General features: G+C 69.0%; 23 protein-coding genes. 11 read left to right on the forward strand and 12 right to left on the reverse strand.

Annotated elements, in window-relative coordinates:
* Positions 1–3: 3 nt before the first annotated feature.
* The 4 genes from ORI60_RS08425 to ORI60_RS08440 form a co-directional block, all read right to left on the reverse strand.
* Entirely contained in the window at positions 4–1,374 is a 1,371-nt protein-coding gene (locus ORI60_RS08425) for a S28 family serine protease (RefSeq protein WP_266036036.1), read from the reverse strand.
* A 52-nt stretch (positions 1,375–1,426) separates the two neighbouring features.
* Positions 1,427–2,278 (reverse strand): NAD(P)-dependent oxidoreductase, encoded by an 852-nt coding sequence (locus tag ORI60_RS08430; protein WP_266036038.1) that lies wholly within the window; start codon positions 2,276–2,278, stop codon positions 1,427–1,429.
* 228 nt (positions 2,279–2,506) lie between these two features.
* Positions 2,507–2,653 carry a hypothetical protein gene (locus tag ORI60_RS08435; protein ID WP_169746017.1) on the reverse strand — a complete coding sequence of 49 codons (147 nt, stop codon included), beginning with the start codon at positions 2,651–2,653 and terminating at the stop codon, positions 2,507–2,509.
* A gap of 159 nt (positions 2,654–2,812) precedes the next feature.
* Complete coding sequence (locus ORI60_RS08440; protein ID WP_266036047.1) at positions 2,813–4,006, reverse strand: ATP-binding protein; 1,194 nt, start codon at positions 4,004–4,006, stop codon at positions 2,813–2,815.
* Between the two features lie 154 nt (positions 4,007–4,160).
* Between ORI60_RS08440 and ORI60_RS08445 the strand changes: the two genes are divergently transcribed.
* Positions 4,161–4,775 (forward strand): SIMPL domain-containing protein, encoded by a 615-nt coding sequence (locus ORI60_RS08445; RefSeq protein ID WP_266036049.1) that lies wholly within the window; start codon positions 4,161–4,163, stop codon positions 4,773–4,775.
* A complete protein-coding gene (locus ORI60_RS08450; RefSeq protein WP_266036051.1) occupies positions 4,775–4,960 on the forward strand; it encodes a hypothetical protein in 186 nt (61 codons plus the stop codon). Before ORI60_RS08445 ends, ORI60_RS08450 begins: the two co-directional genes overlap by 1 nt.
* A gap of 5 nt (positions 4,961–4,965) precedes the next feature.
* Here ORI60_RS08450 and ORI60_RS08455 read toward each other — a convergent pair whose 3' ends face one another.
* Together ORI60_RS08455 and ORI60_RS08460 are read right to left on the reverse strand one after the other, a co-directional pair.
* The gene (locus ORI60_RS08455; RefSeq protein WP_266036053.1) at positions 4,966–5,226 is read right to left on the reverse strand and encodes a hypothetical protein; all 261 of its coding nucleotides are present in this window, start codon (positions 5,224–5,226) and stop codon (positions 4,966–4,968) included.
* Between the two features lie 76 nt (positions 5,227–5,302).
* The gene (locus ORI60_RS08460) at positions 5,303–6,508 is read right to left on the reverse strand and encodes an acetyl-CoA C-acetyltransferase (protein WP_266036055.1); all 1,206 of its coding nucleotides are present in this window, start codon (positions 6,506–6,508) and stop codon (positions 5,303–5,305) included.
* A 53-nt stretch (positions 6,509–6,561) separates the two neighbouring features.
* Between ORI60_RS08460 and ORI60_RS08465 the strand changes: the two genes are divergently transcribed.
* Positions 6,562–7,797: a 3-oxoacyl-ACP reductase gene (locus ORI60_RS08465; protein ID WP_266036057.1), complete on the forward strand. Its 1,236-nt coding sequence runs from the start codon at positions 6,562–6,564 to the stop codon at positions 7,795–7,797.
* A complete protein-coding gene (locus ORI60_RS08470; RefSeq protein ID WP_266036059.1) occupies positions 7,797–8,558 on the forward strand; it encodes a MaoC family dehydratase in 762 nt (253 codons plus the stop codon). The genes ORI60_RS08465 and ORI60_RS08470 overlap by 1 nt, the downstream gene beginning before the upstream one ends.
* Here the strand turns inward: ORI60_RS08470 and ORI60_RS08475 are convergent.
* Positions 8,547–9,185 (reverse strand): TetR/AcrR family transcriptional regulator, encoded by a 639-nt coding sequence (locus tag ORI60_RS08475; protein ID WP_266036061.1) that lies wholly within the window; start codon positions 9,183–9,185, stop codon positions 8,547–8,549. The two genes, ORI60_RS08470 and ORI60_RS08475, sit on opposite strands and share 12 nt — an antisense overlap.
* A gap of 98 nt (positions 9,186–9,283) precedes the next feature.
* Between ORI60_RS08475 and ORI60_RS08480 the strand changes: the two genes are divergently transcribed.
* From ORI60_RS08480 to ORI60_RS08495, 4 genes are all read left to right on the forward strand, one after another.
* Positions 9,284–9,913 carry an SCP2 sterol-binding domain-containing protein gene (locus tag ORI60_RS08480; protein ID WP_266036063.1) on the forward strand — a complete coding sequence of 210 codons (630 nt, stop codon included), beginning with the start codon at positions 9,284–9,286 and terminating at the stop codon, positions 9,911–9,913.
* Positions 9,914–9,923: 10 nt separating this feature from the next.
* Entirely contained in the window at positions 9,924–11,138 is a 1,215-nt protein-coding gene (locus ORI60_RS08485) for an acyl-CoA dehydrogenase family protein (protein WP_266036065.1), read from the forward strand.
* A gap of 240 nt (positions 11,139–11,378) precedes the next feature.
* Positions 11,379–11,621, forward strand: coding sequence for a hypothetical protein (locus tag ORI60_RS08490; protein WP_266036067.1), 243 nt, complete (start codon positions 11,379–11,381; stop codon positions 11,619–11,621).
* Positions 11,622–11,783: 162 nt separating this feature from the next.
* Positions 11,784–12,941, forward strand: coding sequence for an acyltransferase family protein (locus ORI60_RS08495; protein ID WP_266036069.1), 1,158 nt, complete (start codon positions 11,784–11,786; stop codon positions 12,939–12,941).
* Positions 12,942–13,031: 90 nt separating this feature from the next.
* On the opposite strand, the gene ORI60_RS08500 is transcribed toward ORI60_RS08495, so the two are convergent.
* On the reverse strand, positions 13,032–13,358 hold the full coding sequence (locus ORI60_RS08500) for a hypothetical protein (RefSeq protein ID WP_266036071.1): 327 nt from the start codon (positions 13,356–13,358) through the stop codon (positions 13,032–13,034).
* Between the two features lie 69 nt (positions 13,359–13,427).
* A complete protein-coding gene (locus ORI60_RS08505) occupies positions 13,428–14,348 on the reverse strand; it encodes a MerR family transcriptional regulator (RefSeq protein WP_266036072.1) in 921 nt (306 codons plus the stop codon).
* A 63-nt stretch (positions 14,349–14,411) separates the two neighbouring features.
* On the opposite strand from ORI60_RS08505, the gene ORI60_RS08510 reads away from it, so the two are divergent.
* Positions 14,412–15,836, forward strand: coding sequence for a pentapeptide repeat-containing protein (locus ORI60_RS08510; protein WP_266036074.1), 1,425 nt, complete (start codon positions 14,412–14,414; stop codon positions 15,834–15,836).
* Here the strand turns inward: ORI60_RS08510 and ORI60_RS08515 are convergent.
* Genes ORI60_RS08515 through pdhA form a run of 3 tightly spaced genes read right to left on the reverse strand, consistent with a single transcriptional unit; the run spans position 15,830 to position 19,454 of the window.
* Positions 15,830–17,218, reverse strand: coding sequence for a dihydrolipoamide acetyltransferase family protein (locus ORI60_RS08515; protein WP_266036076.1), 1,389 nt, complete (start codon positions 17,216–17,218; stop codon positions 15,830–15,832). The genes ORI60_RS08510 and ORI60_RS08515 overlap by 7 nt on opposite strands.
* A 14-nt stretch (positions 17,219–17,232) precedes the next feature.
* Positions 17,233–18,258 carry an alpha-ketoacid dehydrogenase subunit beta gene (locus ORI60_RS08520; protein WP_266036078.1) on the reverse strand — a complete coding sequence of 342 codons (1,026 nt, stop codon included), beginning with the start codon at positions 18,256–18,258 and terminating at the stop codon, positions 17,233–17,235.
* Positions 18,258–19,454: a pyruvate dehydrogenase (acetyl-transferring) E1 component subunit alpha gene (gene pdhA / locus ORI60_RS08525; RefSeq protein WP_266036080.1), complete on the reverse strand. Its 1,197-nt coding sequence runs from the start codon at positions 19,452–19,454 to the stop codon at positions 18,258–18,260. Before pdhA ends, ORI60_RS08520 begins: the two co-directional genes overlap by 1 nt.
* A 369-nt stretch (positions 19,455–19,823) precedes the next feature.
* Here pdhA and ORI60_RS08530 point away from each other — a divergent pair, with 369 nt between their 5' ends.
* Both ORI60_RS08530 and ORI60_RS08535 read left to right on the forward strand, forming a co-directional pair.
* Positions 19,824–21,227, forward strand: coding sequence for a M20/M25/M40 family metallo-hydrolase (locus ORI60_RS08530; RefSeq protein WP_266036082.1), 1,404 nt, complete (start codon positions 19,824–19,826; stop codon positions 21,225–21,227).
* A 78-nt stretch (positions 21,228–21,305) separates the two neighbouring features.
* Entirely contained in the window at positions 21,306–23,960 is a 2,655-nt protein-coding gene (locus ORI60_RS08535; RefSeq protein WP_266036083.1) for an MGH1-like glycoside hydrolase domain-containing protein, read from the forward strand.
* The last annotated feature ends 240 nt before the right edge of the window (positions 23,961–24,200 follow it).

Here is a 24,200-nt window from a genome sequence, read left to right on the forward strand (position 1 = left end):
GCCTCAGCCCCGGCGTGCCCGCAGCGCGTCCAGGGAGTCCGGGCCCTCGTCCACGGCAAGTGCCGCAACAGGAGCGGTCGCGACACCGGCCCACCGCAGGACGGCGGCCGTGGCGGCAGCGCGTTCCTCCTCGGGCAGCTTCGCGATGTTCGCGCCGTGGTTGCCGCCGGGCACGGTGAACGACAGCGAGTCGCGCGTGCCCCGGCCGAGGCGGAACGGTTCCGCGCTCCACGGGTCGTTCTCCCCGTTCACGAACAGCAGCCGCGAGCCCTGATGGCGCACCCACGAGTCCACGTCGCGCATCGCCGAGCGGTCGAACTGCGGGAACCTGATGTCCGGCGAGACCATCGAGCGCGGCACCGAGGAACCGGGGTGGCGCAGCAGGTCGCGCACGGCCGACTCGTCCGCTTCCGGCCAGCCGAGCTGCGTGCCCGCCTGGTAGTAGTACGCCGTGTAGGGCGCGACGCCGGCGTCGGTGTAGAAGTCCCAGCCCACGGTCGCGTCGATGAACTTCCAGAGGTCGTCCACCGAGGCACCCGCACCGGGGACGAGCGCGCACTGCGCCTGCGTGCCGTACTGCCAGAACGTGAACGGCGTGTCGAGCACGAGGATCTCCAGCGCCTTGTGCGCGCTGCCGAACTGCTTGTAGGTGTAGCCCCTGGCCTCCAGCCGCGAGACGAACTCGTCGCGCTGCTGCAGGATCTGCCGCTGCACGCCTTCCAGGCGGCGGTTGCACGTCGGGTCGTCGCCGACCTCGCGGATGAACTCGCCGTAGACGTCGCGGTCGTTCACCACGTCGTTCGGCGCCACGTACGCGATGGTCGCGTCTACGTCGCGCGGGAAGAACCGGCGGTGGTAGATCGACGTCATGCCGCCCTTGCTGGCACCCGTCGACAGCCACTTCGCGCCGTAGATCTTCTTGAACGCGCCGACGATCCGGTGGTGGTCGCTCGCCGCCTGCCAGATGTTCAGGTCGTCCCAGTCGGCCGGGGCGGGCCGCGACGGCGTGAAGAACCGCTGTTCCACGCTGATCTGGTTGCCGTCGACGAGCCGGGCGGGCTCGGACGGGCTGATCGTGCCGGACAGGTTGTAGCCGCTGGTGTGCAGCACCATCGGCTTGGACTCCGCCTTGTGCAGCAACGAGAAGCGCTGCTCGAACGTCAGGCCGCGCGGTCTGCGGTGGTCCGCGGGCTGCTGGATGCCGAGGACGAACGTCCGCGCGGCGCCGGACGTCCCCTCGCTGATGATCCGCACGCCGGGGATGGCGGCGATGCGGTCCAAGATGTCGGGAGCGGCGGACACGACTGCGGCGGCGGCCACGACCTGCGCCGATGCCAGGCCGAACGCCAGCAGGGAGCGTACGAGTCTGTTCACCAGGCCAAGCTATTGAGCCCGCACGCCCCGCAGGACCGGCCGATCGTCGGGCTTATTCGTAGCTCGCGTAGTAGGACGCGGCCATGTCCTCGCCGCCGTGGCCCTTGGTGACAGCGCGGTTCAGCCGCGCGCTCGACGCCTGCGCCACGTCCAGCCGCACGTTGGCGCGCACTGCGGCCTCGTTCACGAGCAGCGCGTCCTTCAGCGCGTTCTGCACGGTGAACGCGGGCGGGAAGGACCGCTCGATGATCGCGTTGCCCTTCATCTGCAGGTACGCGCAGTCCATGGCGCCGCCGGACACGGCTTCGAGGAACAGCTTCGGGTCGAGCCCGGACGCCTCGGCCAGCGACACGGCCTCACCGACGGCGGCGGTCAGCGCGAGCACCCAGCTGTTCGCGACCAGCTTCAGCTTCGACGACGCCCCGGCCTCGCCGACCCACATCGTGCGGGCGCCGATCACGTCGAACACGGGCTGCACGCGCTCGCGCAGTTCATCGGCTCCGGACGCGAGCACGACGAGCTTGCCCTCGGCGGCGGGTTTGGTGCTCCCGAGCACGGGCGCGTCGACGAACTCCAGGCCGAGCGACCGCGCCAGGGCGATGTGGTCCTCGGTGTACGCGACGCCGACCGTGGACGACTGGATCCACACGGCGTCGTGCGACAGGGAAGGCGCGGCGTCCTGCATGGCGGCCGTGACCGCGTCGCCGTCGTTCAGGACCGTCAGCACGACCTCGGCGCCCTCGACCGCCTCAGCGGGGCTGCCGGTGACGGTCGCGCCCTTCTCGGCGAGAGGTTCGGCCTTGGCTCGCGTGCGGTTCCAGACGCGGACGGCGTGTCCGGCTGCGGCGAGGTTGGCTGCGATGGGGGCACCCATGAGGCCGGTGCCGAGCACGGCGATCTTCATGTCCCCAGCAAACAAGAAACCTCGCGGTGCTGCCAGGTCGGGGGTCCGACAGCACCGCGAGGTCAACAGTGACATCGGCGGACCGACGTGCGCTGTTACAACGCCATCATAGTGTGGCGTGGATCACGTTTAACAGAATGAATGAAACCCCTGGAGCGCGGGAGGTGCTCCAGGGGTTCCCGTGGGGAGGCACTCGCGACGGGGCGCCGCGCGAGTGCCGGGTGGTGCTCAGCGGAGGGTGGTGACCTGAGCCTGGGCGATGGCCATGAGCTCGTGACGCATGGACGGGGTGGTCGCCATGTCGATCGCGCGAGCCACGGCCTTCCGGTTGCGCGCCTCGGCACGACGGGCGCGGAGCTTCGCTGCGAAGTTCATCTCGGTCTGCACTTCCCTCTGTGAGGTCTGTTTGGTTGGTAACCCAAGTATGCACCTACACGCGCGTGAAAGCACGCGATTATCCGGTGAGGTGGCGCACATGCCGATGAATCATCGGCAGACAACGTGAACAACCGGACAACGACAGGGTGCGTCAGGTCACTCCTCACGGCCGAGCAGGAACCGGCCGAAGTGCGGCACGGTGAAGGCGATCTGACCCCGTTCCGCGCTGTAGACCAGGCCTTTCTTGATGAGCGAGTCCCGCGCGGGCGACAGCGACGAGGGCTTGCGGCCCAGGTGGTCGGCCACCTGGGCGGTGTTGACGCCCGCGTCCTTTCCGTCGGTCAACTCGGCCATCGACCGGAGATACTCGCGTTCAGCGGGCGTTGCACGCTCGTATCGGGAGCCGAAGAAGCCCACCGCGAGCTCCGCGTCGGCCTCGGGAGCGGCCACGGACACGTCCGTCGCGGTGATCGGGTCGGCCGGCGCGGCGTCCCAGGCGGCCTTGCCGTAGGCCTGGATGAAGTACGGGTAGCCCCCGGACGCGTCGAACAGGGCGTCGAGCGCCTCGTCGGTGATCCCCGCGTCCTCGCGTTCGACGGGAGCGAGCACGGCCCGGTCGGCGTCCTCGCGGCTGAGCCGGTCGATGCGCACGTAGCGGAAGAGGCGTTCCGAGTACGACTTGCTCGCGCTCAGCACCGCCGGCAGGTGCGGCAGGCCCGCGCCGACGACCACCAGCGGCGCGCCGATCTGCGACAGCTCGTGGCACGCCGCGCACAACGCGCTGATGTCGTCCGGCTTGAGGTCCTGCATCTCGTCGATGAGCAGCGCGACACCCGTGCCGACGTCCTGCGCGAGCTCCGCGACGTCGGTGAACAGCTCGACCAGGTCGATCTCGATGTCGCCGGAGTCCGCCCGTCCGGACGCCGCGGGCACGTCGATGCCGGGCTGCCAGCGGTCGCGCAGCTTGGCGCCGTCCGGGGCCGCTCTCAACGCGAACGCCTTGAGGATGCCGAGGATCGCCTCGACCCGGTCCGGCGCGCGGTGCCGGACCGCGAGATCCCGGATCGCCCGGTGCAGCGCGGCCGACAGGGGCCTTCGGAGATCGGCGTCGGGCCTGGCCTCGACCTTGCCCGCTCCCCAGCCGCGCTTGACCGCCATCGACCGCAGCTCACCGAGCAGCACGGTCTTGCCGACGCCGCGCAGCCCCGTCAGCACGAGGCTGCGTTCGGGACGGCCGCGGGCCACGCGTTCGAGCACCACCTCGAACGCGCCGACCTCTTTGTCCCGGCCGGCGAGCTCAGGAGGCCGCTGGCCTGCACCGGGAGCGAACGGGTTGCGCACCGGGTCCATGGCTCGCACCGTATCCGCGTTTCTAGTGCCCGCCGTAGAGACGCGCAGACCAACCTCGAAGTGCGGCCGGATGCCGCTGTATTCGTTTATCTAGTGATAGAGCAATAGAGCCCAATAGTTGCGGATGGACCTTCGTGCCGGTTGGCTGGCCGACGTGGCTGAAGTCGTGACGAAGGGAACGGGCGAGGTCGAGCGCACTGCCGACCGCGCCCAGGTGGACGTGACGTTCGAGGCTCTCGGCGCTGAGCGCTCCGAGGCGGTGAGCATGCTCAACCAGCGCATTTCCGCCGTCGAGCCGTTGCTCGAGGAGTTCGAGGTGCGGTCGCGCCAGCTGTCCGTCCACGACAACTGGGACAACAACCAGCGCGTCGGCAGCCGCGCGTCCCAGCAGTACGTGATCTGTGTGAAGAACCTGGACCGCCTCGACGCGCTGCTGGCCGAGCTCGTGCAGGCGGAGCCGTCCTGGATCAACGGCCCGTCGTGGACGCTCGTCGACGACACCGAAGCGATCCGCGAGGCGCAGAAGGAAGCCGTGGCAGACGCACTGCGACGCGCCGAGGGGTACGCCACGGCGCTGGGGCGGCGACTCGGGCCGTTGCTGCGCATCGGCGACACCGAGGGTGGCTCGCACTACCAGCCGCGGATGATGAGCGGTGCCGCGTCATTCGAGATGGCGGGGCCGGCCGGGATGGTCGACCAGCTGAACCTGAAGGCGCAGCAGATCACCGTGTCGGCCTCGTGCACGGCCGCCTGGTCTCTGCTCGACTGATGCAGACAGCACTGGTCCTGCTCGTCTGCGGGGTGTCCGTGCTCTTCCTGGGCATCGTCGCCGTCATCGCCCTGTTCGCCCGCCGGGTGCGGCGCGGGCGCAAGCTCGGCCGCTACCCGTACCGGGCCAACCCGAACGGCACCTCCGACAACTCGTCCTCGTGCGCGGCTGCCGGTGGCGGGTGACACCACTACTGCCCGTCCAGCGACTCCATCGCGTGGTGCACGGCGGTGGCGTCGGCGTCGCCCGGGCGGGCCTTCAGCCACTTCCTGAGCCACTCGACGCGGCGCCTGGCCGCCGCGGCCAGCGTCAGCGTGATGTAGGCGCGGCGCTCCCACTCGTGCGCCGACCGCATCGCGTCGGCGGCCGGCCGCCACTCGTCGCGGAGGGCGCCGACGAGCGCGCGTGCCAGCACCGGATCTTTCTCGGGATCAACCTGCAGGTCCTGCATCCCACCCCCAGTGTCGCTGCGACGCGACACCGTGAGTGTGCATGAGGGACTGTCGAGTTCGGCAAGCCTAACTGCGTCACCGTTCCAGAATCGCCGTGATCCCTTGACCTCCGGCTGCACAAATGGACACGAACCCGCGTCCACTTCCCCGCTGGTGCAACAACTTCGCCAGGGTCGCCACGATCCGGGCTCCGGTGGCGGCGAACGGGTGGCCTGCCGCGAGCGACGAGCCGTTGACGTTCAGCTTGGACCTGTCGATCTCGCCGAGCTCCTTCTCCCAGGCCTTCAGCGTGGCGAGGACCTGTGACGCGAACGCCTCGTGCACCTCGTAGAAGTCGAAGTCCTGCAGCGTGAGACCCGCCTTGTCGAGCATGCGCGGTGCGGCGTGCACGGGCGCCATGAGCAGGCCCTCGTCACCGTGCACGTAGTCGACGGCGGCGGTCTCGGCGAAGGTCAGGTACGCGAGCACGGGCAGTTTCCGCGCCGCGGCCCATTCCTCGGTGGCCAGCAGGACCGCGGAGGCGCCGTCGGAGAGCGGGGTCGAGTTGCCCGCGGTCATCGTGTCGCCGAAGACCGGCTTGAGCTTGGCGAGCTTCTCGGCGCTGCTGTCCGGGCGGAGGTTCTGGTCGCGGGTCAGGCCGAGGTAAGGCGTGACGAGGTCGTCGAAGAAGCCCTCGTCGTAGGCGCGGGCGAGGTTCTGGTGGCTGCGCGCGGTCAGCTCGTCCTGGTCCTCGCGCGTGATCTCGTACTGCGCGGCGGTGATGGCCGCGTGCTCGCCCATGGACATGCCCGTGCGCGGTTCGCCGTTGCGCGGCAGGTGCGGGACGACGTGGCTGGGACGCAACCGCGTGAGCAGGCTGATCTTGCGGGTGCGGTTGAACTCCAGCAGGAGCTTGCGGAAGTTCTCGTTCACGCCGATCGGGGCGTCGCTGGTGGTGTCGACGCCGCCCGCGATGCCCGCCTCGATCTGGCCGAGCGCGATCTTGTTGGCCACGGCGATGATCGCCTGCAGACCGGTGCCGCACGCCTGCTGGAGGTCGTACGCGGGGGTTTCCGGGCTGAGCCTGCTGCCCAGCACCGACTCGCGGACGAGGTTGAAGTCGCGCGAGTGCTTGAGCACCGCTCCCGCGACCACCTCGCCGAGCCGCTCGCCCTGCAGGCCGAAGCGGCTGACCAGGCCGTCCAGCACCGCCGTGAACATGTCCTGGTTCGACGCGGTGGCGTACGGGCCGTTCGAGCGGGCGAACGGGATGCGGTTGCCGCCGATGATCGCTACTCGCATGCCGACATACTACCTACTAGCGGGTAGACTTACTAGCGAGTAGGTTGTGTGACGTGGACAGGTACCAGAAGTTCGCAACGTCGGGGCTGGGGCGCCAGCTCGTGCGCAGGCTCGGCCTGCCGAACCCGCATCCACTGCGCCGCGACGCCGCAATGGCCACGCCGGTGCTGATCGGCGGCGCCTCCCGGCTGCCCTTTCTGAAGCAGCTGGAAACAGGCACCGCCCCGTACGGCGCGCTGGTGTTCGACGCGTCCGAGATCGCGACAGTCGCGGACCTGCGGCAGCTGCACGACTTCTTCCACCCGGCGATCACGCAGCTCGGGCCGTGCGGGCGGGTGATCGTCCTCGGGCGGTCACCGGACTCCGTGGCGCAGCGGGCTCTCGAAGGGTTCGTGCGTTCGGTCGGCAAGGAGCTGCGCCGCGGCGGCACGGCCAACCTCGTCTACGTGGCCGACGGCGCCGAAGAGGGCGTCGAGTCGACGCTGAGGTTCCTGCTGTCCGGGCGGTCCGCGTACGTGTCCGGGCAGGTCGTCCACGTGTCCGGGAACTCGGCGGCAGGAACGCTCGACGGCAAGGTCGCGCTGGTCACGGGCGCGTCGCGGGGCATCGGCGCGGCGATCGCGGCCACTCTCGCCCGCGACGGCGCGCACGTGGTGTGCCTCGACGTCCCCGCCGCCGGCGACGAGCTGTCGAAGGTCGCGAACTCCGCCGGAGGATCGGCGTTGCAGCTCGACATCACCGGCGATCCCGCGAAGCTGACCTCGTACCTGATGGAGCGGCACGGCGGCGTGGACGTCGTCGTGCACAACGCGGGCATCACGCGCGACAAGACGCTGGCGCGCATGGACTCCTCGCAGTGGGATTCGGTGCTGGAGGTCAACCTCGCGTGCCAGGAGCGGGTGAACGACGCGCTGCTGGACGGCGGCGTGCTGCGCACCGGCGGGCGGATCATCGGGGTGTCGTCGATCGCCGGCATCGCGGGCAACGTCGGCCAGACCAACTACGCCACCTCGAAGGCCGGCGTGATCGGCATGGTGCAGACGCTCGCGCCCGTGCTGGCCGCTCGCGGGGCCACGATCAACGCCGTCGCACCCGGTTTCATCGAGACCAAGATGACCGCGGCGGTGCCGTTCGCGACGCGCGAGGTCGGGCGGCGGATGAACAGCCTGTCGCAGGGCGGGTTGCCCTCCGACGTCGCGGAGACCGTGGCGTGGTTCGCGTCGCCGGGATCCGGTGGTGTGAACGGGAACGTCGTGCGGGTGTGCGGCCAGATGCTCCTGGGGGCCTGATGTTGCTGCGTGCCGCCCTGACGTCGTTCCGGCGAGGGGAAACGCTTGCCGCGCAACCGGTTTCGGCCGCGGTCGACGTGTCGCTGAAGCACCTGGCGGCCTACAACGCGGTGTGCGGGTTCGGGTTGCGCGACGCGCTGCCGCTCACCTACCCGCACGTGCTGGGCTTTCCGCTGCAGATGAAGCTGATGTCCGGCGCCGGTTTCCCGTTCCCGCTGCCAGGCCTCGTGCACGTCGCGAACCGGATCACGCAGTCTCGTCCGCTGACGCTGGACGAGCCGCTGGAGATCACGGTGTCCGCGCGCGACCTGCGGCCCCATCCGCAGGGCACCCAGGTCGACGTCGTCACGTCGGTTTCCGGTGTCTGGGAAGGCGTCTCGACCTACCTGCGGCGCACCGGCGGTGCTTCCGGCACGGGTGAGGAACTGCAGCGGCCGGTCGGGTCGGCCGTGTGGCGGGTGCCCGCGGACATCGGGCGGCGCTACGGCGCGGCGTCGGGCGACCGCAACCCGATCCACCTGCACCCGCTGAGCGCCAGGTTGTTCGGCTTCAAGCGCGCGATCGCCCACGGGATGTGGACGAAGGCGCGCTGCCTCGCGGCCCTGGAGGGGCGGCTCCCCGAGGCCGTGACGGTCGCCGTCCGGTTCAAGAAGCCGCTGCTCATCCCCGGCCGCGTCGAGTTCTCGGCGGCCGAGAGCGCTACGGGCTGGGAGTTCGCCGTGTGGGGCAAGGGGCCCCACCTGGTCGGCTCAACGACGTGACGGCGGATGCCAGACGTTGCCGTCGACCAGGTCGCCGAAGCCCATCCAGACGAGGTTCATGAGGCGGGCCGCGACGACGCCGGCGGGTTCCTCCGGGTGGTCTAGCCACCAGTCCGCGAGCGACTCGCCGGCCCCGACCAGCGCGGCGGCCAGCGACTCGGCCTCCAGCTTGGTCGCCGGCGCCTTGGTGGACTGGGTGAGCAGCGCCGCGACCAGTGACACGGCCCGGCCGCGCATGTCCGTGAGCTCGATCGCGAACGGCCCGCCCTGCGTGGACGCCTGCCGGTGCAGCACCATCCAGCTCGCCCGGTTCTCGCCGACGAACCCGAAGAACGCCCGCAGGCCGCTCCACAGCTGGACGTCCGGCTCCTGGTCGGGCTCGACGCCCGTCGCGATGGCCTCCATCATGCGGGTGGCCTCGCGCCGGATGCACGTCGCGAACAGCTCCTCCTTCGAGCCGAGGTAGGCGTAGAGCATCGGCTTCGAAATGCCCGCGACCTCGGAGATCTCGTCCATGGAGGCCGAGTGGAAGCCGAGCCGCGAGAACACGTCGATGGCGGCGTCCATGATCTGCCGCTCACGCACGGCGCGTGGCAAGCGCTTGGCTCGACCTTCTGTGCGCATCATTACCCCTCGGTTCGGAGCGGCAAGATTATCCGATCGGCTTGCCGCCCTATCTACTCACCAGTAGTCTTACTCGCCAGTAGGTACCAGGAGGTGTGTCCATGACGCTCGACCTCACCACCGAGGCGATCGCGAAGCTCAGCCCGGCCGAGCTGATCAGCACGTTGCAGCAGATCTCGCCGGACGACCCGGCGCTGGCCGGGGTGAACATCGACGTCATCGCCCGCGGCATCGATCCGAAGAAGCTCGGCAAGGACGACTTCGCGGCGTTGCTGAACGCCCTGGGCGCGCTGGCCGACGGCGGCGCCGACCTCGACCTGTCGAAGATGGACCCGTCCAACTTCGCCCGCATCATCTCGCGCGCCTCGAAGGACCAGATCGAGGCCGTCGTCGCCGATCCCGCCCTGCGCACGCGCGTGCTGGACGAGGTGTTCCGCCGCATGGAGGTCCACTTCCGCGCGGACCGGGCCGGCGCGACCAAGGCCGTCGTGCACTTCCACGTGCTGGAAGACGTCTACGAGGCCATCATCGAGAACGCCGAGTGCACCATCAACAAGGGCGTGACGCGCGAGGCCCGCGCCATCGTGACGCTGACGCCCGCCGACTTCCTGAAGCTCGCGACCGGCAACGCCTCCGCGCCCGTGCTGTTCATGACGGGCAAGCTGAAGGTGAAGGGCGACCTGGGGTTCGCGGCCGGGTTCATGAGCCTGTTCAACATCCCGAAGGCTTAGGAGACTTCCTGTGGGTGGCTTCTCGCTCGAACTGAACGAAGACCAGACCGACCTGCGCGACTGGGTGCACGGCTTCGCTCGTGACGTGATCAGGCCGGCGGCCTCCGAGTGGGACGAGCGCGAGGAGACGCCGTGGCCGGTGATCCAGGAGGCGGCGAAGATCGGCCTCTACGGCTTCGAAGCCCTCGCGACCTGGTTCGCCGACCCCATCGGCCTCTCGCTGCCCATCGCCACCGAGGAGCTCTTCTGGGGTGACGCGGGCATCGCGCTGTCGCTGATGGGCACCGGCCTCGCCGTCGCGGGCATCTTCGCGGGCGGCGAACCGGAACAGCTCGCCGAATGGGTGCCGGAGTGCTTCGGCGACGAGTCGGACCCGAAACTGGCCGCCTTCTGCGCCTCAGAACCCCAGGCGGGCTCCGACGTGGCCGGCTACCGCACCCGCGCCCGTTACAACGAGGCCACCGACGAGTGGGTGCTGAACGGCCAGAAGGCCTGGGCCACCAACGGCGGCATCGCGAACGTGCACGTGGTCACGGCCGTGGTCGACCCCGCCCTGGGCTCCCGCGGCCAGGCCGGTTTCATCGTCCCGCCGGGAACCCCCGGCCTGTCGTCACCGGGCAAGATCAAGAAGCACGGCATGCGCGCCTCGCACACGGCCGACGTCTTCCTGGACGACGTGCGGGTGCCAGGCCGGTGCGTCCTGGGCGGCAAGGAGCGGCTGGAAGCTCGGCTCGCCCGTGCGCGCGAAGGCCTGAAGGCCGGCGGCCAGGCGGCGATGGCCACGTTCGAGACCACGCGCCCGACCGTGGGCGCGATGGCCGTGGGCGTCGCCCGCGCCGCCTACGACTACGCGCTGGAGTACGCGAAGGACCGCGAGGCGTTCGGCCGCAAGATCATCGAGAACCAGTCGATCGCCTTCGACCTCGCGAACATGCGGATGGAGATCGACGCGTCGCGGCTGCTGGTGTGGCGGGCGGCCTGGATGGGGCGCAACAACGTCCCGTTCACCGCGGGCGAGGGGTCGATGTCGAAGCTCAAGGCGTCCGAGGTGTCGGTGTGGGCGACGGAGCGGGCGATCCACATCCTGGGTGGGGCCGGGTACACCCGTGAGCACCCCGTCGAGCGGATGCATCGCGACGCCAAGATCTTCACCATCTTCGAGGGGACTTCGGAGATCCAGCGGCTCGTGGTGTCGCGGATGATCTCCGGCATGCAGATCAAGTGAGTTGATCACTCCAGGCCGTCCTCAGGCCGTCTGAGGGGACGGGGGTCTTGCGAGGCTCGAGGCGCGCCGCCGATGGCGGCGCGCTGTGCCCGTCACCTTGGCACCGCGCCCACATCCATCCCGGCACGCCAGGCTCCCAGCCAGCACCGGTCAGGCCGATCGCGCGCATGGTCACCCTGATCGAGCCGGGCACGGCGATCGACGCGCTGTCCCGGTCGACAGCGTCTCTATGGTTTCCCCATGATCGAGCGCGGGGACATCGCGTCTGTACTCGTCCAGTTCCTCGAGGATCGAGGTGGACGAGCATTGGTGCGCCTACCCAACGGCTCCAAGACGAGCCTGCCCTACGAGTGCCTGGATCTGGTCGTCCGGATTGATGACCTGTCCAAACCAGTCAGCACGGATGAACTTCGCTCGGGCCCACTCCTCGCCCCTTACCGCAGGCAAAGCACCGTCGAAGACCACCACCCCGACACGCCATGATCAGCCACTGCCCGCGAGCTCAGCTTCGTGTGAACTCCGGCATGCAGATCAAGTGATGCCCCGGGGCGGGCCGGGTTGTGCGCCCCGGCCCGCCATCAGGGGCATTTGGTACCTTCTGGGCGCCCCGGTCGTCTGGGCGAACCCCCATCTTGGAGGAACGTCGTGCGCACGTTGACCCATGCCGAGTTCATGGAGATGCGGCGCTTTCCCGCGCTCGACGGGCTCCGGGCGTTCGCGGCCGTCATCGTGGTGGTCTTCCACTTCGGCGGTGCCGAGTGGAAGTGGCTCTCCGGCTGGGTCGGCGTCTACCTGTTCTTCGTGTTGTCCGGGTTCCTGATCACCACGCTGCTGTTGCGCGAACAGGACCTCAAGGGCCGGATCTCGCTCAAGAACTTCTACATCCGGCGTGTCTTCCGGATCATGCCGCCGTACTTCGTGATCTTCGCGTTCATCATGGCGTTCTTCTACCTGCGCGGCGACTTCTTCACGATCCGGTACCCGGAGACGCTGAAGTACTACCTGCCGTTCATGAACGAGTTCCTGCCCGCGGGCATGGCGGGCGCGCCGAACGACTACTTCTCGGGCTCGTGGACGCTCGGCATCGAGCAGAAGTTCTACCTGGTGTGGCCCGCGCTGATGGTCGTCGCCGGGGTTGCCGCGGCTCGCCGCCGCGTCTACATCGCGGTGGGCGCCATGGCCGTGCTCGTCGCCCTCATCCCGTTGACCGGCGGCTGGTACACCAGCTACTCGATGACCGCGCTCTACACGTCGTCGGTGCACTACGTGGTGCTGCTGGTCGGTGCGCTGCTGGCGATCGTCATGAACAGCAAACGCCTCTACGCGTTGGTGCAGCCGTTGACGCACCCGCTGATCGCGCCGCTGGCGATCATCGGGTTCGCGGTGCTGCACGTGAACATGGAGACCCTTTGGCACGCCACGAGCAACGCCGTGGTGCTGCTGCTCGCTTACGCGGTGCTGACGGCGATGCTGATCGTGTCGCTGATGAGCCGCAATCCGGTGACTTGGGTGTTGTCGACCGCGCCGGCTCGTTTCGTCGGCGACCGCTCGTACTCGCTGTACCTGTTCCAGGGCATCGCGGCCTTCATGGTGGCGGGGGTGCTGCCGCGCTTCGCGGTCTACGGCACGCTCACCGCCGTCGTGGTGACGCTGGTGTCGTTGCTGCTCGCGGACGTCGTCTACCGCTGGGTCGAGCACCCGGCGATCGAGCTGGGCCGCCGCATCATCGCGCGCCGTGCGCAGAAGTCGGCGCCGGTCAACCCGCCGACCAGGGAAGTTCCCCCGGTCCCGGTCAACGCCTGAGGCTGAGCGGCCCGCCGTTCCCCTGAGCCGGCGGGCCACCGACACCTTCTCGCCGCGCGGTTATGGCGCGGTAAAGATCCAGGTCTGTGCTCAGAGGGGCAGCGTCAGGACCGCGCCCACGCGCTTGAGCTCGCGGCGGTGCACGGCCAGCAGCACCGTGTCGTGCGGGCGGCGGAAGTGCAGCACCACGAAGTTCGGGTGCGGCGGGTCCTGGTCGACGACCTGCTCGACGCGGCCCTCCGCGTCGCTGAAGACGATCCGCTCGGACCAGATGATCTTGGTGGGGCCGAAGAACAGCTCGCCCTCCTGCCACTCGCCGTCCAGGAAGACGTCGCCGTCGCCGCGCGCGTTGTCGTCGCCGGACGGGCCGAACGCTTCGCCGAGCACGCCCCCGAGAATCTCGAACAGAGCAGACATGACGATTCCCCCTTCGTTGCCACAGGAACGAGCTGGGCGCCCAGCTGGTTCCCGCGGGATCTCGGAGATCTAGCCGAACGGCTGACCGGCTTCGCGCAGCCAGGCGCGCTCGCGCGAGTGGTCCGGCATGGCGGGCCAGCCGTTGACCTTCGCGATCAGGACCCAGTACCGCTCGGCACGAGGGTCCGCGAAGTCGGAGAGCTCGCGGAGCCGTTCGACGAGGCTCTCGTCGTTCGGCAGGCCCAGCGCCTGCGCCCAGTTGGCGTTCACGCGGTCCACGACCTCGCGCGCCTCGGCGGACCGCGGCGCGATGCCCGCGTCGAGAGCCTCCCGCGCCTGGGCGATCGCGAAGTTGAACGCCGCCATCTGGTCACCCTGGGGCGGGCTCAGGTCGGCGCCTTCGCGACGCTTCTCCTGGTGCTGCTGGGACATGCGCTTGACCGCGGCACGGAAGTCCGGGTCCTGCACGAGCTTCGCGAGCTCGACCCACGCCTCCAGCTGCTCGGTCGACGGGTCGTCCGGCAGCTCGATCCGCACGGATCGCATGTGCTGCTCGAACTGCGGATCCAGCTCGTAGGGCCCGAACACCTCCTCGAAGAAGTCGTCGAGGATCCGCTGGCGCTCCTCGTCCGACATGCGTGCCAACTCGTTCATCAGTTCCATCTCCCCTCCCTTGGCGACGGCACGCAGGACGGCACGGCGCAGCCGCAACGTCTTCATCTGCGCGTCGATCGCGTCTGCGTGTGCACGCGCCACGTCGGTCACCGACACCTCGCGGGCCAGCACGCGGCCGGCTGTCGGCAGGTCGACGCCCAGATCCCTGAGCGTGCGGACGAGTTTCAGCCTCGCCAGCGCCTCGGTGTCGTAGGTGCGGTAGCCGCCGGCGGTTCTGTCCGTGGGCGGGATGAGGCCCGAGTCGGAGTAGAACCTGATGGTGCGGACGGTGAGTCCGGTCATCCTGGCGAGCTCGCCGATCTGGTAGCGCGTCACGGGGACAACTGTGCAGTCTCCAGTTACTGGAGAGTCAAACCGAAAAGCGGGACGATCACGATCGTGTCGACGACCCTGGCGTGGATGGACCGCGTTTTCGCCGCTTACTGGCCGCCCGTGCTCGCGGCGCTGGTGCTGTTCTGGGCGTACAGCGTGATCACGCGCGCGCTGGCCATTTGGGCTGGACACGAAGTCGCGTTCAAAGATCCGAAGCCGGCGCGGACGGCCAAGTCCGGGGCCAGCGGGTCCATGGCTTGGGCGGTCATCAAGTGGCTCGTACTCGCAGTCGTGCTCGCGTGTGCCACCGGCTACGGACTTTTCCTGCTGCTGGGCAGGCCGTCACTCCCGGCCCGGAACGCGTTCACCACCACCGAACTGCTCGATCTGCTGAAAATCGGACTCGCCGTGGTGGGTGGTCTCGGCGCCGTCGTCGCCCTCTCCGTCGCCTACCGGAAGCAGCAGGTTTCGGAAGCCGCGCACGTCATCGCCAACGATCAGGAGCTTCGCGAGCACGACAAGTTCTTCAACGAACGATACGGAAGCGCTGCGGAACAGCTGGGGCACGAGCGCTTCGCCGTGCGGCTGGCCGGCGTCTACGCCATGACCGGGCTCGCCGACGACTGGCCTGCTGGACGACAGATGTGCGTCAACGTGCTGTGCGGCTACCTCCGCACCCCTTACCCGCAGAACGACTCGACCGACCGGGAAGTGCGGCAAGAGATCATCAAGACCCTGCTGGACCACGTCTGGGGTCACAGCCCGCAGGGACGGCCCATCCGGATGGACTTCAGGAAGGTCCAGTTCGAGGACCTCGACCTGTCCCGCCGCAAGTTCAGCGCCGAGATGGACTTCGAGGAGGCCGTCTTTCACGGGAAGCTGACCAACTTCACCGAATGCGACTTCACCGGCGTGGTGAACTTCTACGGTGCGACCTTCGCGTCGGAGGTGACTTCCTTCGCCGGCTCGGACTTCCGCGGCGCCATCGCCAACTTCCAGCGGGCTCAGTTCATCGGGAAAACGGTCGACTTCACCGAGACCAACATCGTGTCGAGTGGTCTCAGCTTCGAGGAAGCGAGGGTCGTGGACGGCGCAACGGTGTCGTTCAGAGGCACCCGAGCACAGGCAACGTCGATCTCCTTCGAGAACGCCGTGATGCGGAAGGCGGAGCTGAACTTCTCCACGGTGCTCTTCATGCCGCCGGACGAGCGCAAGTTCCAGTCGCGGATCAACCTGCGACAGATCGCTGCGGTGGGGACGACCATCACCTTCCAAGACAGCAAGATCAACGACGCCGTCCTGGAGTTCAACCGGGCGGAACTCCGCGACTGCACGATCAACGGCGACCGCCTCGTCCTGAACAACACGGACGTCCTGGTACGGGACGTGCGCCCAGCTGAAGCCGCCGAGGCGTTGCGCGAGCTCAGCAGAATCGTGCGAAAGGCCCCCGCGCCGGAGCACGAGGGCCCTCACCGAGACGAACCTCAGTAGGTCATCGCGATGCCCGGCTCGGCCAGCAGCGCGCCGACGTCGGCCAGGAACTGCGAGCCCTGCTGGCCGTCGACCACGCGGTGGTCGAACGACAGCGCGAGCTGGCAGATCTTGCGGATCTTGATCTCGCCGTCGACCACCCACGGCATGTCGCGGATCGCGCCCAGCGCGAGGATCGCGGACTCACCGGGGTTGAGGATCGGCGTGCCGGTGTCGACGCCGAAGACGCCGACGTTGGTGATCGTGATGGTGCCGTTCATCATGTCGGCCGGCGACGTCTTGCCGTCGCGGGCGACCGTGGCGAGCTCGTCCAGTGCCACCGCGAGTTCCTTGAGCGACATGCGGTCGGCGTCGCGGACCTTCGGCACCACCAGGCCCCGCGGCGTGGCGGCCGCGATGCCCAGGTGGACGTAGTCCTTGTAGACGATCTCGTTCGCGGCCGCGTCCCACGTCGCGTTGACGTCCGGCGTGCGGCGAGCCGCGAGGATGACGGCCTTCGCGCAGAACGCGAGGGGCGTCAGCTTCACGCCGCGGAACTCCGGCGCGTTCTTCAGGCGTGCGCGCAGTTCCATCATCGGCGTCACGTCGACCGTCAGGAACTCGGTGACGTGCGGTGCGGTGAACGCGCTGTCCACCATCGCCTGCGCGGTCGCCTTGCGGACGCCCTTGATGGGCACCCGGCGTTCGCGCGAGCCGTTGTCCACAACGGACTGCACAGGAGCGGCAGCCGGTGCGGAGACAGCGGTTTCGACGTCCTCACGCGTGATCACGCCACCGGGACCGGAGCCCGTGAGCGCGTGCAGGTCGACGCCGAGGTCCTTGGCCAGCTTGCGCACCGGCGGCTTGGCCAGCGGCACGTACCCGCCCGGCGTCTGGACCGGAGCCGCGGCCACGACCGGAGCGGGCGCGGGCGCAGGCGCGGGTGCCGGTGCGGCGACGGGAGCGGGCGGAGCCACGACAGCCGCGGCCGGAGCCGGGGAGTCCTTGCGGGCACGGCGCTTCGCCGTGCCGGACTTCGGGCCGTAGCCGACGAGCGTCGCGATGCGACCGCCCGGCATCTCCTCGCCGATCTTGCCGGACGAGGTGCCGTTCGCCTCCGCCGCGGCGGGAGCGGGGGCAGGGGCGGCCGCGCCACCGGGGTCGGTGTCGATCGTGATGATCGGGACGCCGACCTCGACGGTCTGACCGGGCTCCGCGAGGAGCTCGGTCACGACGCCGGCCCACGGGCACGGCAGCTCGACGGCGGCCTTGGCCGTCTCGATCTCGACGATGATCTGGTTGACCTTGACGGTGTCACCCGGCTTCACGTGCCAGGTGAGGATCTCGGCCTCGGTCAGCCCCTCTGCCGTGTCGGGCAGGGGGAATTGCTTGTACTGCGGCATTTCCGGTTGTCCCCTTACCAGGCGAGAGAGCGGTCGACGGCGTGCAGCACCCGGTCGAGGTCGGGGAGGAACTCCTCCTCGAGCTTCGACGGCGGGTACGGGGTGTCGAAACCGGTCACCCGCAGCACCGGTGCCTGCAGGGAGTAGAAGCACTCCTGCTGGACCTTGGCTGCAATCTCGCTGGCGATGGAGGACTCGGACGGCGCCTCGGACACGACGATCAGGCGGCCGGTGCGGCGCACCGAGTCGTAGACCGGTGCGAGGTCGAGCGGCGACAGCGTGCGCAGGTCGATGACCTCCAGCGACGTGCCGTCCTCAGCGGCCGCGTTCGCGGCGTCGAGAGAGGTGCGGACCATCGGGCCGTACGCCACCAGCGTCGCGTCCGTGCCGGACCGCAGAACGCGCGACTCGAACAGCTTGCCGGGCTGGGTCGTGGTGTCGACCTCGCCCTTCTCGTAGTAACGGCGCTTGGGCTCGAAGAACAGCACCGGGTCGTCGCTGTCGATCGCCTGCTGGATCATCCAGTACGCGTCGGCCGGGTTCGAGCACGAGACGACCTTGAGGCCGGCGGTGTGCGCGAAGTACGACTCCGGGGACTCCGAGTGGTGCTCGACCGCACCGATGCCGCCACCGAACGGCACGCGGATCACGATGGGCAGCTTGATCTTGCCCTGCGTGCGGTAGTGCAGCTTCGCGACCTGCGACACGATCTGGTCGAAGCCCGGGAAGATGAATCCGTCGAACTGGATCTCGCACACCGGGCGGTAGCCGCGGATCGCGAGGCCCACGGCGGTGCCGATGATGCCGGACTCCGCGAGCGGCGTGTCGAGCACGCGCTGCTCACCGAAGTCCTTCTGCAGGCCGTCGGTGATGCGGAAGACGCCACCGAGCTTGCCGATGTCCTCGCCCATCATGATGACCTTGGGGTTGGCCTCCATGGCCGCCCGCAAGCCCATGTTGAGCGCCTTGGAGATCGTGAGCGTCTGCACCGGGGACGCCGGAGCAGCAGCCGAGGAACGGTCCATGGTCGGAGCAGCCATCAGTGCTCACCTCCAGCAAAACCCGAGACGTAGTCGAGGAATTCGTCGCGCTGCGCGTCGAGGACCGGGCTGGCCTCCGCGTACACGTTGCTGAAGATCCGTTCAGCGGGCGGGTCGGGCATGTTCGTGCAGAACTCCCGCAGCTCCTCGCCCAGCTTGTCGGCGTCCGCCTCGACGCTCTCGAAGAACTCGCTGTCGGCCCACTGCTGGCGGACCAGGTAGACCTTCACGCGCTCGATCGGGTCCTTGAGCTTCCACATCTCCAGCTCGTCCGACAGCCGGTAGCGCGTCGGGTCGTCGGAGGTGGTGTGGGCGTCCATCCGGTAGGTGAACGCCTCGATCAGGATCGGGCCGTTGCCGTGGCGGCACTCGTCCAGCGCCCACTTCGTCACGGCGAGCGTCGCGAGGACGTCGTTGCCGTCGACGCGGATGCCGGGGAAGCCGTAGCCGCGGGCGCGCTGGTACAGCGGCAGGCGCGACTGGCGCTCGGTGGGCTCGGAGATGGCCCACTGGTTGTTCTGGCAGAAGAAGACGAGAGGCGCGTCGTAGACCGCGGCCCACACGAAGCCCTCGTGCACGTCACCCTGGCTGGTCGCGCCGTCGCCGAAGAAGCACATGGTGGCTTCTCCCTCGTCGTCGCCGACCTTGCCGTCGAACTTCTGGCCCATCGCGTAGCCGGCCGCGTTGAGGACCTGGTTGCCGATGACGATCGTGTACGGGTGGAAGCGCTTCTCGACCGGGTCCCAGGTGCCCTGGTCGGTGCCGCGGAAGATGCCGAGCAGCTCCGTCGGGTTGATCCCGCGCGTCCACGCGATGCCGTGCTCGCGGTAGCTCGGGAACGCCATGTCCGTCTGGCGCATCGCGCGGCCGGCACCGATCTGCGCGGCCTCCTGACCGAGCAGCGGCACCCAGATGCCGAGCTGGCCCTTGCGCTGCAGGGCGTTCGCCTCGCGGTCGACCCGGCGGATCAGGACCATGTCGCGGTACAGACCGCGCAGCTCCTCCGCCGTGATGTCGATGTCGAAGTCGGGGTGCTGGACCCGCTCACCCTCCGGAGTGAGGAGCTGCACCAGGTCGGCGCCGCCCTCGTCTGTCGCTCGCAAGCCTGCGATCACCTGTTCCGCTGTCGGTTTTGCGGCAGTGGCGGCCGGCGCTGCGTCCGGCTCAGGGTGCGTCCATTGCTCAGGGGACGACATGCGCCTTCTCCTCTGTCTTCTCCGACCGCCTGATCGCTCGTGACGACCTCGTGCGGCGACGTCGGCGGTCGCCGCCAACCCTGTGGGGCCGGAGGCAGCCGTCGACGGTGACGGTGGCTTACGACCACATCCTGACACGGCCTCACCCGAGTTGGTGAGACCCGTCCCACTTCGTAACACACGAGTCAACGTTCTGATCAGCGACAACAGTCGGAGGTTCGACCTTTTGTCCTCCGACTAGGCCGTCCGATTACCGGACGCCGATGTCCCGGTTACCGATCGTTAACTTAGCTGCGGGCCTCGGAGTAGAGGCTACGGACGCGAGCGGAGGCGGAGTCGTGACAGGATCGAGAGGTGGACCGCTCAGTTGTGACCAGCACTGTCAGGGCGCTCTGGGACGACGACATCGTCCCGAGCCTGTCTCAGCTCGTCGCTGTGCCGGCGATCTCGCCCGCGTTCGATCCCGCCTGGGAAGAGCACGGCGAACTGGCCGCCGCGATCGAGCACGTGCGCCTCTGGATCGAGTCACGCGCACTCCCCGGAGCGACGCTGGAAGTCGTCCAACTGGCGGGACGTACGCCGCTCCTGCTGGTCGACGTGCCCTCATCCGGTAACTCGTCCGACGACACGGTGTTGCTCTACGGACACCTCGACAAGCAACCGCCGGTCGGCGGCTGGGGTGAAGGCCTCGGTCCGTGGACCCCGGTTCTGCGTGACGGACGTCTCTACGGCCGCGGCTCGGCCGACGACGGTTACTCCGGATATGCCGCAATCGCCGCTATTGAGGCCGTGCGTGCCGCCGGTGGTTCCCACGCCCGTTGCGTCGTGCTGCTGGAGACCGGCGAGGAGTCGGGTTCGCCCGACCTGCCCGCCTACCTGGAGCACCTGTCCGATCGCCTCGGCCGCGTGTCGCTCGTCGTGTGCCTCGACTCGGGCGGCTCCGACTACGACCGCATGTGGCTGACGACGTCGCTGCGCGGCCTGGTGCAGGTCACGGCCACCGTGCGGGTGCTGGACGGCGGCCTGCACTCCGGCATGGCGTCCGGCATCGTGCCGTCGTCGTTCCGGATCGCGCGGGTGCTGCTCGACCGGCTGGAGAACTCGGAGACCGGCGAGGTCCTCGTGCCGGAGATGCACGTCGAGATCCCGGCCGGCCGGCTGGCCGAGGTCCGCGAGGCCGTCGAGGCCGCGCCGGGCGCCCTGTGGGGTGCGGTGCCGCGCGTCGGTGACCTGCGGCCGATGTCCGACGACGAGGTCGAGCTGGCGCTGAACTCGGGCTGGCGGCCGACCCTGTCCGTGACCGGCGCCGAGGGCCTGCCCCTGCCGGACGACGCGGGCAACGTGCTGCGCCCGTTCACGACGCTCGTGCTGTCGTTCCGCCTGCCGCCGACGGCCGACGCCGCCGCGGCCCTGGAGGCCGTCAAGCAGAAGCTCACCACCGACGTGCCCTACGGCGCGACCGTGGAGCTCACGCGGGTCGAGTTCGCGGACGGCTGGAACGCGCCTGAGCTCGCGCCGTGGCTCTCGCAGGTGCTGGACGACGCCGGCAAGGACGTGTTCGGCGCGCCCTGGCGGACCGTGTCGCTGGGCGGCTCGATCCCGTTCATGGGGCTGCTGCACGAGGCCTACCCGGACGCGCAGTTCGTGGTGACCGGGGCGGTCGGGCCCGACTCCAACTGCCACGTGCCCGACGAGTGGCTGCACCTGGCGCACGCTGCCCGGATCACCGAGGCCGTGGCGCTCGTCCTCGACTCGCACTCGAAGCAGAGCTGACCCCGCTTTTAGTGAGGTAGGACTCAGACCACACCCGGGCCCGACCGGCCGTCCGACCTGGTGTCCCACACTGGGGTGATGGGCGAACATGCGGAACGGGCGCGTCTCGCGGAGTCGGACACACCGACTTCGCCGTGGCGGCTGTGGGGGCCGTACCTGTCGGGTCGCCAGTGGGGCACGGTCCGCGAGGACTACTCGCCCGAGGGTGACGCGTGGGCGTCGTTCCCGTTCGACCACGCCCGCTCGCGCGCCTACCGCTGGGGCGAGGACGGCATCGCCGGCATCTGCGACGTGCACGGGTTCATGAACTTCGCCGTCGCCCTGTGGAACGGCAAGGACCCGATCCTCAAGGAGCGGTACTTCGGCCTCACCAACGACGAGGGCAACCACGGTGAGGACGTCAAGGAGCACTGGTGGGTGACCGACGGGACACCCACCCACTCCTGGATGCAGGTCGTCTACCGGTACCCGCAGCGCGAGTTCCCGTACGACCGGCTGCGCGAGATGGCGCGCCACGCGGGCCGGGAGAACCGCGAGCCCGAGCTGAGCGACACCGGGGTGCTCGACGAGAACCGGTTCTTCGACGTCCAGGTCACCTACGCGAAGGCCGAGACGGACGACATCTGCATCGAGATCAGCGCGACGAACCACGGGCCCGAGGACGCGCCGCTGCACCTCCTGCCGCAGCTGTGGTTCCGCAACACGTGGGCGTGGGGCCGCGACCAACGGCCGTGTCAGCTCGTCGCGAGCACCACGGCCGGACGCAAGGTCACGGCCGACCACGGCAACCTCGGCCGGTACACGCTGCACCTGGACGACTCGCCGTCGATGCTCATGACGGACAACGAGACCAACGAGGTGTCGCTCTTCGGGGCCGAGCGCAACCCGTCGCCGTGGACCAAGGACGGCATCTGCGACTACGTGGTGCGTGGCAGCACGAGCAGCTGTCAGGTCGTGGGGCCGGACGACGCCGGCGTGGCGGGCACCAAGTTCGCGGCCTGGTACTCGTTCGACCCCGTGGAGCCGGGCGAGACCGTGACGATCCGGCTGCGGCTCCTCGGCGGCGACGGGCACCTGGACCCGTTCGGGCCGAGCTTCGAAGAGACGATGCGGCAGCGCCAGGTCGAGGCCGACGAGTTCCACGACGCCATCGCGCCGCAGGTCGGGCCCGAGGAGAAGCACGTGCTGCGGCGCGCGCTGGCGGGTCTCATGTGGACCAAGCAGCACTACCGGTTCCGCACCCGCGACTGGCTCGACGGCGATCCGACGAAGCCCGAAGCGCCCAGCTCAAGACGTACGCCCGAAGCCCGCAACGTGCACTGGCGGCATCTGGACGTCGCCGACGTGATCTCGATGCCGGACGAGTGGGAGTACCCGTGGTTCGCGGCGTGGGACCTCGCGTTCCACACCATCCCGTTCACGCTGGTCGACCCGGCGTTCGCGAAGGAGCAGCTGCTGCTGTTCTGCCGTGAGTGGATGATGCACCCGAACGGCCAGATCCCCGCCTACGAGTGGGAGTTCGGCGACGTCAACCCGCCGGTGCACGCGTGGGCGGCGTTGCAGGTCTACCGCGCGGACGGCAGCAGGGACCGCGGGTTCCTCGCCAAGATCTTCCACAAGCTGCTGCTCAACTTCTCCTGGTGGGTCAACCGCAAGGACGCCGACGGCAGCTACCTGTTCGAGGGCGGGTTCCTCGGCATGGACAACATCGGGCCGGTCAACCGGTCCGAGCCGATGCTGGGCGAGTGGCGGCTGGAGCAGTCCGACGCCACGTCGTGGATGGCCGCGTACAGCCTGCACCTGATGCAGATCGCGCTGGAGCTGGCGCGCGACGACGAGTCCTACGAGGACGTCGCGACGAAGTTCGTCGAGCACTTCCTGTCGATCGCGGAGGCGTTCACGCACTTCGGGTCGCACGGCGGCGGCATCTGGCACGACGAGGACGGCTTCTGCTACGACCGCGTCTCGCGGCGCGGCCCCGGCGGCGGTGTCGAGTCCGAGCCGGTGCGCGTGCGGTCGATGGTCGGCCTGATCCCGCTGCTGGCCGGCGCCGTCCTCGAACCGTGGGTGCTCGAAGAGCTGCAGGGGTTCACGAGCCGGCTGGAGCACCTGCTCAAGCGACGGCCCGAGCTGCGGCAGTTCATCACGTTCCACTACGAGCGCGGCGCGTTCGTGTCGCTGCTCGACGAGCACAAGCTCAAGCGCGTCCTGCACCGGATGCTCGACGAGCAGGAGTTCCTGTCGCCGCACGGCATCCGCAGCCTCTCCGCGGCCCACCGCGAGGGCCTGGAGGTCAAGGTCGCGGGCCAGGACCACCGCATGGGCTACGAGCCGGGCGAGTCGCACACGCCGATGTTCGGCGGCAACTCGAACTGGCGCGGCCCGGTCTGGCTGCCCACCAACGCGCTGCTGGTGGAGGCTCTGCGCACGGTCTGCGCGTTCCACGACGGCATGTTCCAGGTCGAGATGCCGACGCACTCCGGGCGCTGGGTCACCGCGGGTCAGGCTGCCGACGAGCTGAGCGACAGGCTCGTCGGGCTCTTCCTGCCCGACCACGACGGCCGCCGGCCGTCGGACGGCAAGCGGATCGAGGCGTCCGAGTCACCTCTTTGGCGCAGGCACGTCACCTTCAGCGAGTACTTCGACGGGGACACCGGCGAGGGTCTCGGGGCCACCCACCAGACCGGCTGGACCGCTCTGGTGGCGGGTCTGCTGGCCGAAAGAACACGCTGACCAGCGCTGTCGTGATCAAATCCTGATCAAGGACACGCTCACAGATGGTTATCATTCGTGCGCAATACGTGAAGATGTTGTGTGATCTGGGCCAAATCGCGCAAGATTCTGTGCCCCAACGCCCGATTTGACGCAAAATCATTGCAAGGCAGTGGCCTGTAACACCCACGTGCTGTCCACCGCGTCACCCGAGTGGCAGGATCCCGTTCACTCGTCCGCGACAGTTACGAGGAGTGACGC

It is taken from the genome of Lentzea sp. NEAU-D7 (genome assembly GCF_026242055.1).
Classification (GTDB): domain Bacteria; phylum Actinomycetota; class Actinomycetes; order Mycobacteriales; family Pseudonocardiaceae; genus Lentzea.